At 73.7% G+C, this 12,510-nt stretch carries 11 protein-coding genes; 8 read left to right on the top strand and 3 right to left on the bottom strand.

Annotated features, from left to right (window positions below):
- Positions 1-26: 26 nt before the first annotated feature.
- On the bottom strand, positions 27-518 hold the full coding sequence (locus BS75_RS14300) for an Lrp/AsnC family transcriptional regulator (RefSeq protein ID WP_034088496.1): 492 nt from the start codon (positions 516-518) through the stop codon (positions 27-29).
- 150 nt (positions 519-668) lie between these two features.
- Here BS75_RS14300 and hppD point away from each other — a divergent pair, with 150 nt between their 5' ends.
- From hppD to BS75_RS14285, 3 genes are all read left to right on the top strand, one after another.
- Positions 669-1,790, top strand: a complete 1,122-nt coding sequence (gene hppD / locus BS75_RS14295) for a 4-hydroxyphenylpyruvate dioxygenase (RefSeq protein WP_034088495.1) — start codon at positions 669-671, stop codon at positions 1,788-1,790.
- A gap of 63 nt (positions 1,791-1,853) precedes the next feature.
- Positions 1,854-3,242, top strand: coding sequence for a M1 family metallopeptidase (locus BS75_RS14290; protein ID WP_034088494.1), 1,389 nt, complete (start codon positions 1,854-1,856; stop codon positions 3,240-3,242).
- Between the two features lie 134 nt (positions 3,243-3,376).
- Positions 3,377-4,741: an FAD-binding oxidoreductase gene (locus tag BS75_RS14285; RefSeq protein WP_034088493.1), complete on the top strand. Its 1,365-nt coding sequence runs from the start codon at positions 3,377-3,379 to the stop codon at positions 4,739-4,741.
- Positions 4,742-4,753: 12 nt separating this feature from the next.
- On the opposite strand, the gene BS75_RS14280 is transcribed toward BS75_RS14285, so the two are convergent.
- On the bottom strand, positions 4,754-5,269 hold the full coding sequence (locus BS75_RS14280; RefSeq protein WP_034088492.1) for a hypothetical protein: 516 nt from the start codon (positions 5,267-5,269) through the stop codon (positions 4,754-4,756).
- A 62-nt stretch (positions 5,270-5,331) separates the two neighbouring features.
- Here BS75_RS14280 and BS75_RS14275 point away from each other — a divergent pair, with 62 nt between their 5' ends.
- The 3 genes from BS75_RS14275 (at position 5,332) to BS75_RS14265 (ending at position 9,508) form a co-directional block, all read left to right on the top strand.
- Positions 5,332-6,063 carry a response regulator transcription factor gene (locus BS75_RS14275; protein WP_034088491.1) on the top strand — a complete coding sequence of 244 codons (732 nt, stop codon included), beginning with the start codon at positions 5,332-5,334 and terminating at the stop codon, positions 6,061-6,063.
- On the top strand, positions 6,060-7,454 hold the full coding sequence (locus tag BS75_RS14270) for a sensor histidine kinase (RefSeq protein WP_034088490.1): 1,395 nt from the start codon (positions 6,060-6,062) through the stop codon (positions 7,452-7,454). Before BS75_RS14275 ends, BS75_RS14270 begins: the two co-directional genes overlap by 4 nt.
- A gap of 575 nt (positions 7,455-8,029) precedes the next feature.
- Entirely contained in the window at positions 8,030-9,508 is a 1,479-nt protein-coding gene (locus BS75_RS14265; RefSeq protein ID WP_231607771.1) for a glycosyltransferase 87 family protein, read from the top strand.
- Here BS75_RS14265 and BS75_RS14260 read toward each other — a convergent pair.
- Complete coding sequence (locus BS75_RS14260; RefSeq protein ID WP_081982312.1) at positions 9,461-9,976, bottom strand: SsgA family sporulation/cell division regulator; 516 nt, start codon at positions 9,974-9,976, stop codon at positions 9,461-9,463. The two genes, BS75_RS14265 and BS75_RS14260, sit on opposite strands and share 48 nt — an antisense overlap.
- A 267-nt stretch (positions 9,977-10,243) precedes the next feature.
- Here BS75_RS14260 and BS75_RS14255 point away from each other — a divergent pair, with 267 nt between their 5' ends.
- Positions 10,244-11,698, top strand: a complete 1,455-nt coding sequence (locus BS75_RS14255) for an RDD family protein (RefSeq protein ID WP_052069410.1) — start codon at positions 10,244-10,246, stop codon at positions 11,696-11,698.
- Between the two features lie 47 nt (positions 11,699-11,745).
- Positions 11,746-12,468, top strand: coding sequence for an RDD family protein (locus BS75_RS14250; protein ID WP_034088489.1), 723 nt, complete (start codon positions 11,746-11,748; stop codon positions 12,466-12,468).
- Positions 12,469-12,510: the final 42 nt, after the last annotated feature.

Raw genomic sequence — 12,510 nt, 5'->3', positions numbered from 1 at the left:
TGCTCGGTTCCTGCCCGGGCCGGCCCTCAGGTCGCGGCCGGGTCCGCCTTTCCGACGGCGGCCTCGGCCACCAGCGGGAGCACCCGGTAAGGGACCGGGTTCTCCATGGCGATGGCGGTCGAAGCGCGCACAATGCCATCAAAGCCGACAACCAGGTCGATCACCCGTTGGAGATCGGCGTTGGAACGGGCCACGATCCGGCAGAGCATGTCGCCCTCGCCGGTGATGGTGTGCAGCTCCAGCACCTCGGGCACGGAGGCCACGTGCGCCCGCACCCCCGCGCCCTGGCCCTGGGAGATCTCCAGGGTGGCGAAGGCGGTGACCGGGTAGCCGAGCGCGGCCGGGTCGAGCTCCGGTGCGAAGCCGCGGATCACTCCTCTGGCCCGCAGCCGGTCGAGTCGGGCCTGGACCGTCCCGCGGGCCACCCCGAGCCTCCGGGAGCACTCCAGCACCCCCGGCCGCGGATCCTCGGCCAGCAGGGCGAGCAGGGCGGCGTCGAGGGCGTCGATTCCGGGCACGGTGCCTCCAGGTGGACAGTGTGTCCAGGGTTTCCGGTATTCCACTGGTCCACCAGTACAGCGTGTGCAGCGTTTGACCGTCCAGTTGCGCAGCTCCCGGATCGGCGCGACGGTACCGCCATCAGCACCTCACCCCCACCGGAGGACGCCATGACCGGGCAGACCCCCACCGACGACTTCCCCGTGAAGGGGATGGACGCGATCGTCTTCGCCGTCGGCAACGCCAAGCAGGCCGCGCACTACTACTCCACCGCGTTCGGGATGCGCCTGGTCGCCTATGCCGGACCGGAGACCGGCGAGCGGGAGACCGCCTCATACGTGCTGGAATCGGGCAGCGCGCGCTTCGTCTTCACCTCCGTGGTCAAGGCCGTCGGCCCGGTCGGCAAGTTCCTGGAGCGCCACGTCGCCGAGCACGGCGACGGGGTGACCGACCTCGCGATCGAGGTCCCGGACGTCCACGCGGCCTTCGCCTACGCCGTCGCCCACGGCGCGGAGCCGCTGGCGGAGCCCTACGAGCTCAAGGACGAGCACGGGACCGTGGTGCTGGCCGCCATCGCCACCTACGGCGAGACCCGGCACACCCTGGTCGACCGCAGCGGCTACGACGGCCCCTACCTGCCCGGCTACACGGCCCGGAGCCCGATCGTCGAGCCGCCGGCCCGGCGCTTCTTCCAGGCCGTCGACCACTGCGTCGGCAATGTCGAGCTCGGGAAGATGAACGAGTGGGTGGCCTTCTACAACCGGGTCATGGGCTTCACCAACATGAAGGAGTTCGTCGGCGACGACATCGCCACCGAGTACTCGGCGCTGATGTCCAAGGTCGTCGCGGACGGCAGCCGCAAGGTGAAGTTCCCGCTGAACGAGCCGGCCGTGGCGAAGAAGAAGTCCCAGATCGACGAGTACCTGGAGTTCTACGGCGGCCCCGGCGTCCAGCACCTGGCGCTGGCGACCAACGACATCGTGGCCACCGTCCGGGCGATGCGCGCGGCCGGGGTGGAGTTCCTGGACACGCCGGACAGCTACTACGAGACGCTGGGCGAGTGGGTCGGCGAGACCCGGGTCCCGCTGGAGCAGCTGCGCGAGCTGAAGATCCTCGCCGACCGGGACGAGGACGGCTACCTGCTGCAGATCTTCACCAAGCCGGTGCAGGACCGGCCGACGGTCTTCTTCGAGCTGATCGAGCGTCACGGCTCGATGGGCTTCGGCAAGGGGAACTTCAAGGCGCTGTTCGAGGCCATCGAGCGTGAGCAGGAGCGCCGGGGCAACCTGTAGCCCGCGGTCGGCCGCGCGGCTACCCGGCCGCGCCGCTGATCTGCGCCTAGGGTACGAAAGGTGATGAACCGTCGCCTTCTCTCGGCCCTCGTCTCCGCACCCGTACTCGCCGCCCTCCTGCTGGGTGCCTCCCTGGAGGGCGGCGCTGCGCCCGGGGCGCCCAGCGCCGGCGACCCGTACCTGCCCGTCGCCGGCGACGGCGGTTACCACGTGGTCCACTACGGGCTGACGCTCTCCTACCAGCCGCGCGGCGGGCGGCTCGACGGCACCGCCGAGATCGGTGCCACCGCCACCCAGGACCTCAGCGCCTTCGACCTGGACCTGTCCGGACTGACCGTCAGCAGCGTCCGGGTCGACGGCCGTCCGGCGGCCTTCCGGCGGCAGGGCGTGAAGCTCCGGATCACCCCGGCGCGGTCGCTCGCCGAGGGCAGCGGCTTCGTGACCACCGTCGTCTACGGGGGCGTGCCCAAGGCGCTCCGGGACGAGGACGGCTCGGCGGACGGCTGGATCGCCCGGCGGGACGGCGCGGTCTTCGTCGCCAGTGAGCCGCAGGGGGCGATGACCTGGTTCCCCTGCAACGGCCACCCCGTCGACAAGTCGGCCTACGACACCACCGTCTCGGTGCCCGACGGCTGGACCGCGGTCGGCAACGGCCGGCTGCTCTCGCGGAGCAGCGCCCGCGGCCGGACCGTCTTCCACTGGCGCGAGGCCCAGCCGATGGCCGCCTACCTGGCCACGGCCACCATCGGCCGGTTCCAGGTGAGCCAGTACCGCACGCCCGCCGGACTGCCGGTCTACAACGCCGTCGAGGCCTCCGAGGCCGAGGACGCCGCACCGGTGCTGGCCCGGCTGCCCGAGGTGCTGGCCTGGGAGTCGGCGCGGTTCGGCCCCTACCCCTTCGACGCGGCCGGGGCGATCGTCGCCGGCGACCCCGGCATCGGCTACGCGCTGGAGACCCAGAGCCGCCCGGTCTACGACGAGGCGCCGGACCTGGACACGCTGGTCCACGAGAGTGCGCACCAGTGGTTCGGCGACTCGGTCACCCTCACCCGCTGGGGGGACATCTGGCTGAACGAGGGCTTCGCCACCTACACCGAGTGGCTCTGGGACGCCGACCACGGCGGCCTCAGCACGGCTGAGCGGTTCAACCGGCTCTACGCCCTGCCGTCCGGCGACAAGCTCTGGGCCGACCCGGCGGGCGCCCCCGGCGACATGGGCAAGCTGTTCGCCACGCCCAGCTACAACCGGGGCGCGATGGTGCTGGAGAAGCTCCGCCAGGCCGTCGGCGACCAGGTCTTCGGCACCCTGCTGCGGACCTGGACCGCCGACCACCGCTACGGCCATGCCACCACCGCCGACTTCACCGCCCTCGCCGCCTCCCTCAGCGGCCAGGACCTGGACGGGCTGTTCTCCACCTGGCTCTACGGCAAGGGCAAGCCCGCGCAGCCCTGAGCAGCCGTCAGCCGCCCACGTCCGGCTGAACGATTACCTGCTGATCTGCCATCAGGGCTTGCCCTGTCCCCGGTACGGAGCCAGTCTTGACCTTGTCCGTCCCCGCCGCCGGCCCGTACCGACCGAAGGAAGCCATGAGCGAACTGCTGGAGCTGCTGCGTGCCGGGCTGCCCGCGGAGTCGGTGGTGGTCGACCCGGAGGTGACCGAGTCCTACCGGCGCGACATGGCCGGGTTCTGCGCGGCCGGGCAGCCGGCCGTGCTGGTCTTCCCGGACACCGTGGAGCAGGTGCAGCACGTGATGCGGACGGCGACCGCGCTGCGGGTGCCGGTGGTGCCGCAGGGGGCGCGGACCGGTCTCTCCGGCGCCGCCAACGCCGTGGACGGCTGCATCCTGCTGTCCCTGGTCCGGATGAACCGGATCCTGGAGATCGACCCGGTCAACCGCTTCGCGGTGGTGGAGCCCGGGGTGATCAACGCCGAACTGTCCCGGGCCGCCGCCAAGTACCGGCTGAGCTACCTGCCGGACCCGTCCAGCTACGAGTCCTGCACCATCGGCGGCAATATCGGCACCGGCTCCGGCGGGCTGTGCTGCGTCAAGTACGGGGTGACCGCCGAGTACGTGCTCGGTCTGGACGTGGTGCTCGCCGACGGGCAGCTGCTGCAGACCGGGCGGCGCACCGCCAAGGGCGTGGCCGGCTACGACCTCACCCGGCTGATCGTCGGCTCCGAGGGCAGCCTCGGCGTGGTCGTCCGGGCGGTGCTGGCGCTGAAGCCGACACCGCCGCCGCAGCTCGCGCTGGCGGCGGAGTTCCCCAGCACCGACTCCGCCTGCGCGGCGGTCTGCTCGATCATGGAGGCCGGGCACACCCCCTCGCTGATGGAGCTGATGGACACGACGACCGTACGGGCCGTCAACTCACTGGCGCAGATGGGCCTGCCCGACTCCACGGCGGCGCTGCTGCTGGTCGCCTTCGACACCATAGACCCCGCCACCGACCTCGCCGCCGTCGGCGAGCTGTGCACCGCCGCCGGTGCGACCGAGGTCGTCCCGGCCGGTGACAGTGCCGAGTCGGACCTGCTGCTGCAGGCCAGGCGGCTGGTGCTGACCGCGATGGACCGGCTGGGCACGACCATGGTCGACGACGTCGCGGTGCCGCGCAGCGCGCTCGCGGCGATGCTCACCGGGGTCTCCGAGATCGCCGAGGAGTACCGGCTGACCATCGGCACCTGCTCGCACGCCGGGGACGGCAACACCCACCCGGTGGTGGTCTTCGACGCGGACGACCCGGACGAGACCGAGCGGGCCCGGGCCTCCTTCGACGCGATCATGGCGCTGGGGCTGCGGCTCGGCGGCACCATCACCGGCGAGCACGGCGTCGGGCTGCTGAAGAAGGACTGGCTGGCGCAGGAGCTGGGTCCGCTCGGGCTGGAACTGCAGCGCCGGGTGAAGGCGGCCTTCGACCCGCTGGGGCTGCTCAATCCGGGCAAGGTGCTCTGAACCCGGCCCGCGTCAGTCCTGCACCATGGGCGGATGCCCGTTCCAGGTCACGTAGAAGACCGAGCCCTGGTCGCCCTGGTCGAAGTCGACCCGGATCCAGGTCTTCTCCACCCAGGTGTGCACCGACCAGCCCTGGTCGGCGATGGCCGAGACCAGGCTCGCCGAGTTCGGGCCCATGGAGATGACGATCCGGCCGCCCGGCCGGGTGAAGCTCTCGATCTGGTCGCCGCCGCCGGCGCCCGGGCCCGAGCTGGTCGTGGTGGTGGTCGTGGTCGTCGTCGTGGCGGTCGTCGTCGTGGTGGTCGGCGACGCGGGCCGCGAGGCGGCCGGGCCGGTCGAGCTCGGCAGCGGCGGCGGGGTGGGCAGCGGGGTGGGTGTCGCGCTGGTCGGCGCGGTGACCCCGGCCAGCATGTGCGGCTGCTGGTAGGAGGTGTCGGCGAGGACCCGGTGCACGCCGAGCCAGGACACGGACACCGCGGCCGCCGTGGCCACCGTCCAGGCTCCCGCTCTCACCAGTCCCATGCGCATCGGCCCAGTATGGACTCAGACGGGTGTTCCATCGCCACCCCGATGGCGTACCGTCACACAGCATGGCAACGGTCCTGGTGGTCGAGGACGACCCTTTCGTGCGATCCGCCCTGATCCGTCACCTCTCGGGGGTCGGACACGCGGTGCGCAGCGTCGGCACCGCGCTCGAAGCGCTGCGCGAGGTCGCCCAGATCGGCTGCGACGTGGTCATCCTCGACCTCGGCCTGCCCGACCTCGACGGCGGTGAGGCGCTGAAGATGATCCGCGGGCTCACCGACGTCCCGGTGATCATCTCCACCGCCCGGGACGACGAGGCGGAGATCGTCCGGCTGCTCAACGCCGGGGCCGACGACTACCTGGTCAAGCCCTTCTCCGCAGAGCACCTCAGTGCCCGGATGGCGGCGGTGCTGCGCCGCTCCGGGGCCGCGCCCGGCACCGGGCAGCAGCTCCAGGTCGGCGGTCTGCACATCGACCTCCAGCGGCGCGAGGTCACCCTCGACGGCGCCGACCTCGACCTCACCCGCCGCGAGTTCGACCTGCTGGCCTTCCTCGCCGCCCGGCCCGGCGTGGTCGTCGCCCGCCGGGAACTGCTGGCCGAGGTGTGGCGGCAGCCCTACGGCACCGACCAGACCATCGACGTCCACCTCTCCTGGCTGCGCCGGAAGCTGGGCGAGACCGCGTCCAGACCGCGCTACCTGCACACCGTGCGCGGCGTCGGGGTGCGGCTCGACGTCCCGACCGGCAGCCCGGTGGAGGCTCCCGCCCCGACACCGCCCGGGCGGCCGGCGCCGTGAGATGGGCCCTGGTCAAGGTGTGCATCGCGGTCACCACCATGGTGGCGCTGGCCTTCCTGGTACCGCTGGGCCTGATGGTCCGTGAGTCCGCCCGCGAGAGCGCCTTCTCCGGGGCCGAGCGGCAGGCGGCCACCCTCGGCCCGGCGCTGGCGATCACCACCGACAAGGACGCGCTGGAGCGGGCCGTCGCCAGCACCCAGGCCGGTGCGGCCGGGCTGATCGCCGTCCATGTGCCCACCCCGGCCGGAGCAGTGACCATCGGTCACGCCCGGACCACCGCCGCCGAGATCCGCGCCGACGCCGCCGACGGCCTCAGCGTCACCACTCCGGTCCCCGGCGGCTACGCCTACCTCCAGCCGGTCGCGGTCTCCAGCGGCGGGGTGGCGGTGGTCGAGGTGTTCATCCCCGACGCCCAGCTCGGAGCCGGCGTGGTGAGCGCCTGGCTGCTGCTCACCGGGGTGGCGGTGGTGCTGGTGCTGATCTCCGGCCTGGTCGCGGACCGGCTCGGGACCAGGATCGTCGGCTCCGCCCGCCGGCTGGCCGCCGCCGCCCGCGCGCTCGGCACCGGGGACCTCGCCGTCCGGGTCCCGCAGACCGATGACTCGCCGCCGGAGCTGCGCGAGGCCGCCGCCGCCTTCAACGCCATGGCCGACCGGGTGGTCCAGCTCGTCGCCGCCGAGCGCGAGCTCGCGGCCGACCTGTCGCACCGGCTGCGCACCCCGCTCACCGTGCTCCGGCTGAACGCCGCCGCGCTGGGCGAGGGCGACGCCGCCGAGCAGACCCGGCACGCGGTCTCGCAACTGGAGCGCGAGGTCGACCAGATCATCCGCACCGCGCGCGGGCGCGGCGGGCAGCTGGACGCCGCACCGGAGCCGCCCGGCTGCGACGCCGCCACCGTCATCGGCGAGCGGGTCGCCTTCTGGTCCGCACTGGCCGAGGACGAGGGCCGGAGCTGGGAGCTCAGCGGCGCGGACCGGCCGGCTCCGGTCCCGGTCTCGGCGGCCGACCTGGCCGTGGTCCTGGACGCACTGCTCGGCAACGTGTTCCGGCACACCCCGGAGGGCACCGGCTTCGCCGCGGACCTCCGGCCCGGCGCCGAGGCGGTGGTGATCACCGTCTCCGACGCCGGGCCCGGTATCGCCGACGCCGACGAGGCGCTGCGCCGGGGCCACGGCCACGGCGGCGAGGGTTCGACCGGTCTGGGCCTGGACATCGTCCGCCGGGTCGCCGAGTCCACCGGTGGCTCGGTCGCGGTCGGGGAGTCGCCGCTGGGCGGCTCGGAGATCCGGATGACCCTGCGGACCGTGCCCCCGGCGGAGGGGGGCGAGCCGGGCGGACCGGGGCGCGGCCGGGACCGGCTGAGCCGCCGCCGGGTGCGGCTGGTGCGTTGACCGGAGCCGCCGTACGCCGAAGTGCGCCACCGCATCCGGGTGGCCGCTTCCTTAACACCTCCCTAAGGGAGCCCCACCCCACCCTCAGGTGCCACCCGGTGGACGCGGCCGGCCGCTAGCGTCAGCGACGGCCGGATCGGGCCTGTTCCGCGTGGCGCTCCGCCAGGACGGGGTGTCACGCGGACCCGCCCAACCCCCCCACGGTCCGGTCCGCGGTCAACGGGTCAGGCAGCCGGACGGTCCCTCCACGACCCCCCGGCGGTCCGGCCCCGACCGTCGTGCACCACCCGCTCGCGCACCACCCGTTCAAGCACCACCCGCTCGCGCACCATCCGTTCAAGCACCACCCGCTCGCGCACCACCTGTTCGGGAGCCGCCGTCCGGCTCCGCGCTGTGGCACCGGCCCCACCCGGTGCCACGCCGAGCGGCCCGCAACCCGGGCTGGAGCCCGCCGATCGCGACGATCGGCGGGCTCCGTGCGTGGGCCCGGAGGGACGTGATTGGCTGAGGGTGTCGTTCGGAGGCCGGCACCGATCCGCTAGGGTCACGCTGGGTATGCGGTGGAGGAGGGTTGCGTGACGAGTCTCGGCTGGGACGCTGAGGAGGGCAGGGTGGCCACGGCGCCCACGGGCCCCCGGGCGTTCGCAGGGCAGGCCGGCGCAGCCGCGCCGCCGGGGGCGCCGTCGGCGCCGACCGACCGGCGGTCGGTCCCGAAGCCGGGCGCGGCACCGGGCGCGGTACCGGGGGTCACGTCGGCGCCGGCGTTGGTGCGCGCGGCGCTGCGCAGTCTGCGGGAGGCACCGCGCCGGCTCACCCTGGCCGCCTTCTGGCTCAGCCTCTGCTCGCTGCTGACCTACGCCGTCGTGCGCCACTGCGACCATGTCTCGATGATCGACATGGTGGTCTACCGGGCCGAGGGCGGCGCGGTCGTCCACGGGCACGACCTCTACACCCTGCGGGTCACCGCCTGGGGACTCCCGGCGACCTACCCGCCCTTCGCGGCGATGCTGTTCACGCCGATCTGCTGGATCCCGGTCCCGCTGCTGCGGCCGCTGGTGACCCTGGGGAACCTGGCGCTGCTCGGCGGCTTCGGCTACCTGTCCGCGCTGCTGGCCGACTGGCCGCGGCGGGCGCTGCGGCCGCCGCTGGTGCTGCTGGTGATCGGCTTCGGGGTGTGGCTCGAACCGGTCTTCACCACGCTGCGCTACGGGCAGATCAACCTGCTCATCGGCGTGCTGGTGCTCTACGACCTCACCCGCGCCGACACCTGGCGCGGCAAGGGGGTGGCGGTCGGCCTGGCCGCGGCGATAAAGATCACGCCCGGGCTGGTCATCGTCTACCTGCTGCTCAGCGGCCGGATCAGGGCAGCCGTGACGGCGGCGCTGACCTGCGCCGGAACCATGCTGATCGGCGCGCTGACGCTGCCGCACGCCTCGCTGGAGTTCTGGACCAAGGACCTCTACGACACCAGCCGGGTCGGCAAGGAGTACATCGTCGACAACCAGTCGCTCCGCGGCATGGTCGACCGCGCCCTGCACGAGACCCACAGCGGAACGGCCGCGCTGGTGCTCAGCGGACTGGTCGGTCTGGCGGGGATCGCCATCGCCGTCGGCATCCACCGCGAGGGGCACGGGTTCCCCCGGGGCCGGGCCTGGTCGGTGCTCTGCTGCACCATCACCGCGCTGCTGGTCTCGCCGATCAGCTGGACCCACCACTGGGTCTGGTGCGTCCCGATGACGGTCCTGCTGATCGCCGAGGCCGCGCACGAGCGCGCCCGGTCGGACCGGCGGCGCTGGCAGGGAGTCGCGGTCGCGACCGTGGTCGCCTTCCTCTCCTTCTCGATGTGGGTGGTCCCGCACAAGGGCTACGGCAATCTGCACATCCCCTATCTGCTGCAGCCCTTCGCCTCGATCTACCCGGTGCTCGGGCTGGCCTTCCTGGCCCTCGCCGGCGAGCGGCTGCGCCGGCAGCGCCGACGGCGGCTGCTGGCCGTCGCCCGCGCCCGCTCAGTGCCCGGCCAGGAGCGCGGCCAGGGCCTGGTCAAGGTCCAGTGACTCCTGCTCCCGACCGGCCGGGACGAGTTGTAGCGAGCGCTCCAGCCAGGAGGCGAACGCCCCGGTCGGGGCCTCGATCAGGGCGTCTCCGGCCGGGGAGCTGAGCGCCAGGCACATCAGGCTCCGCCCGGCGGCCCGGGTGGGCCAGATCCGGACGTCCCCGTGCCCGCAGGCCCGGAAGATCCCCTCGACCAGCAGGTCCCTGGCGAACACCCAGGTCACCGGGGAGTCCTGGCCCAGGTGGAAGGTGATGTGCACGGCGTAGGGGTCCGCCGCGCGGTAGCGCAGCAGGGCCGGGACCGGCACGCTGCGGTCCGGCGCCAGCACCAGGTCCACCGTCAGCTCCTGCCGCACCTCGCCGCCGGTCGTGTCCGCGCCGGGCCCGTCCGCACCCGTTCCGCCCGCAGCCGGTCCGTCCTTCCGGTCCCGTCGGCCGTCGCGGTCGTTCCTGTCGTTCCTGCCACCCATGGCGCCTGCCCTCTCTCCCGGAGCGGGACCGCCGCCTTCGGCGGCCCGCACGGGGGAGAGCCGGAAGCCCACCGACTCTTACAGCGGTTCGGCCGGAAAATTCCACGAACCGGATGCCGGGCATCGGGACGGCTCCCAGGGCGCGTTCTCCCGCAAGACGCCCGAAGCGGGGCGGGCGGGTACTACGCTTTGCCACGGCTTGATGACTCGGCGCATTCTGAAGGTCCAGGGCGCCGTCGGCGACGCAGACGAAGCAGGTCCATTTCCATGCCGGTTCCCCCCTCCGCTGGCCCTCCCTCCCCGGACGACCGGTCCGACGGCCGTCCCGCGCCCGGGTACTACCCCGACCCCTCGATCCCCGGCTTCGTCCGCTACTGGGACGGGCAGCACTGGCTGCCCGGGACCAGCAGGCCGACCCCGGCCGACGGCGAGACGCTGCCGCCGCCGCGCGCGGCGGCGCGGCCGAACGCGCCCTCGATGAGCTCCGTGCCCCCGCCCGCGCCGCTGCTCCCCGTCCCGGATCCGGTGGAGCGGGAGCCGCTGGAGGAGTCCGGGCCGATCTACCTGGACGAGACCACCGGGCAGCCACTGGCGCGCCCGGAGCAGGACGGCACGGGGTCGGGGGAGGCCGAGACCACCCTCGAACGCGAGAGCCGCTGGCGCGCGGACGCGGCGCAGCAGCGGGGGCTGCTGGAGACCGAGTCGGTGCCGCGCTGGGTGTCCTGGGGCGCGCCGGGGGGCGACGAGGTCCTGCCCGAGCCCGCCCGGCCGCTGACGGCGGACGGCCCCAGGGCGTTGGTGCTGACGCCCGCACCGGCCTCGGTACCGGGCCCCGCCCCTTTCCCCGGCCCCGCCCCCTTCCCGGGTCCGGCGCCCTTCCCGGGCCCCGCCCGGGCTCTGCGCCCGGTCCCCGTGACCGCCCCGGAGCCGGTGCCCGTGACCGCCCCGGCCCGCACGCCTGCACCTGCGCCCGCGCCCACGCCCGCGCCCCGGCGCGCGACCCCGGCCGAAGCCCCGGCCGCGACTCCGCAACCCGCACCGCAGCCGACTGCGCAGCCTCCGGCCCCGGCGGCGGCGCTTCCGGCCGACTCGCTCCCGGCGGCCTCGCTCCCGGCCGTGACGCCGCCGGCCGCCGTGCCGCCGGTGCCAGCCCCCCGGCAGGTCCGGCCGCTGGGCGGACGGCCGAGCGGCCCGCGTCCCGCCCCGCTCGGCCGGCGGTTCGCGGCCCGGCTGTTCGACCTCGTGCTGACCACGGGCGCGGTCACCCCGCTGGCGGCGCCGCTGGTGCAGCATGTGGTGACCCACCTCCAGGACAAGATCGACGCCGCCCGGGAGCTCTCCGGTCCGACCACGGTCTGGCTGGTCGACCCGACCGTGCTGCGCAGCGCGGGGCTGCTGCTGCTCGGCGTGCTCGTGGTCGGGCTGGTCTACGAGGTGCTGCCGACCACGCTCTGGGGGCGCACCCCGGGCAAGGCGGTCTTCGGGCTGCGGGTGGCCGGGCTGCGCTCCAAGCGGGCGCCCGGTTTCGGTCGCTCGCTCACCCGCTGGCTGTGCTATCAGCTGCCGCTGCTGCTGGTGGTGGGCGTGCTGGAGCTGCTGTGGTGCACGATCGACCGGCCGTGGCGGCAGTGCGGGCACGACAAGGCGGCGGGCACCTTCGTCGCCTCCGGTGCGACCGAGTCGTCCAGGGACGGCCGGGTTCACCCTGTTGGTCGGAAATAACACCGATTGCGATAGGGTGACGGCCCATCAGGTTATCTACTGCTGATATGACGACACCTGAGCCGCCCGGTGAGCCGACCCCGCCCTCGTTCGACAAGCCCGAGGGGGGCGGCTCGCCCTCCGACTCCCCGTACGGCGTGCGGCCCGGGGCTCCTGGGGCTCCCGAGGGGTCGCCCTACGGCACGCCCGGCGGCGGCCAGGAGCAGAACCCCTACGGCTCGCCCCACGGCGGTCGCCCCGCCAGTCCCTACGACACCCCCTACGGCAGTCCGTACGAGAGCCCGTACGGCAGCGCCCCGCCGGTCGAGCAGACCCCCGGCGCAGCGATGCCGCCGCTCGGCGGTCTGGGGCGGCGGCTGGTGGCCCGGATCATCGACACGCTGCTGGTCGCGGTGGTCGGAGTGCCGCTCTCGCTGATCGCCGACGCCGCCTCCAGCCGCAACCACAATGTGATCACCTTTGTGGTCGAGGTGGTGCTCGGGCTGCTCGGCTTCGTCTACGAGGGGCTGATGCTGACCAGGGCGCGCGGTCGGACCGTCGGCAAGATGGTCATGGGCATCCGGGTGGCGATGCTGGCGGACGGCGCGGTGCCGGTCGGCCGACCGGGATGGATCAGGTCCGGGGTGTACTGGCTGCCCGGGCTGCTGAGCGCGCTCTGCATTCCGGCGATCTTCTCGCTGCTGAACGTACTCTGGTGCACCTGGGACCGCCCCTACCGGCAGTGCCTGCACGACAAAGCCGCCAAGACGGTCGTGGTGCGCGTGCTCTGACCGGTCCGGCGGCTCTGTGGTGGTGCGGTGGTGCGGTGGTGC

The organism is Streptacidiphilus albus JL83 (assembly GCF_000744705.1).
Lineage (GTDB): Bacteria > Actinomycetota > Actinomycetes > Streptomycetales > Streptomycetaceae > Streptacidiphilus > Streptacidiphilus albus.
Note: the sequence above shows the minus strand (reverse complement) of the source record. Positions and strands in the feature narration are given on the sequence as shown.

Excerpts from the sequence above, each read along its gene's own strand:
- hppD (WP_034088495.1), top strand. The coding sequence starts at position 669 with ATGACCGGGCAGACCCCCACCGACGACTTCCCCGTGAAGGGGATGGAC.
- BS75_RS14290 (WP_034088494.1), top strand. The coding sequence starts at position 1,854 with ATGAACCGTCGCCTTCTCTCGGCCCTCGTCTCCGCACCCGTACTCGCC.
- BS75_RS14285 (WP_034088493.1), top strand. The coding sequence starts at position 3,377 with ATGAGCGAACTGCTGGAGCTGCTGCGTGCCGGGCTGCCCGCGGAGTCG.
- BS75_RS14280 (WP_034088492.1), bottom strand. The coding sequence starts at position 5,269 with ATGCGCATGGGACTGGTGAGAGCGGGAGCCTGGACGGTGGCCACGGCG.
- BS75_RS14275 (WP_034088491.1), top strand. The coding sequence starts at position 5,332 with ATGGCAACGGTCCTGGTGGTCGAGGACGACCCTTTCGTGCGATCCGCC.
- BS75_RS14260 (WP_081982312.1), bottom strand. The coding sequence starts at position 9,976 with ATGGGTGGCAGGAACGACAGGAACGACCGCGACGGCCGACGGGACCGG.
- BS75_RS14255 (WP_052069410.1), top strand. The coding sequence starts at position 10,244 with ATGCCGGTTCCCCCCTCCGCTGGCCCTCCCTCCCCGGACGACCGGTCC.
- BS75_RS14250 (WP_034088489.1), top strand. The coding sequence starts at position 11,746 with ATGACGACACCTGAGCCGCCCGGTGAGCCGACCCCGCCCTCGTTCGAC.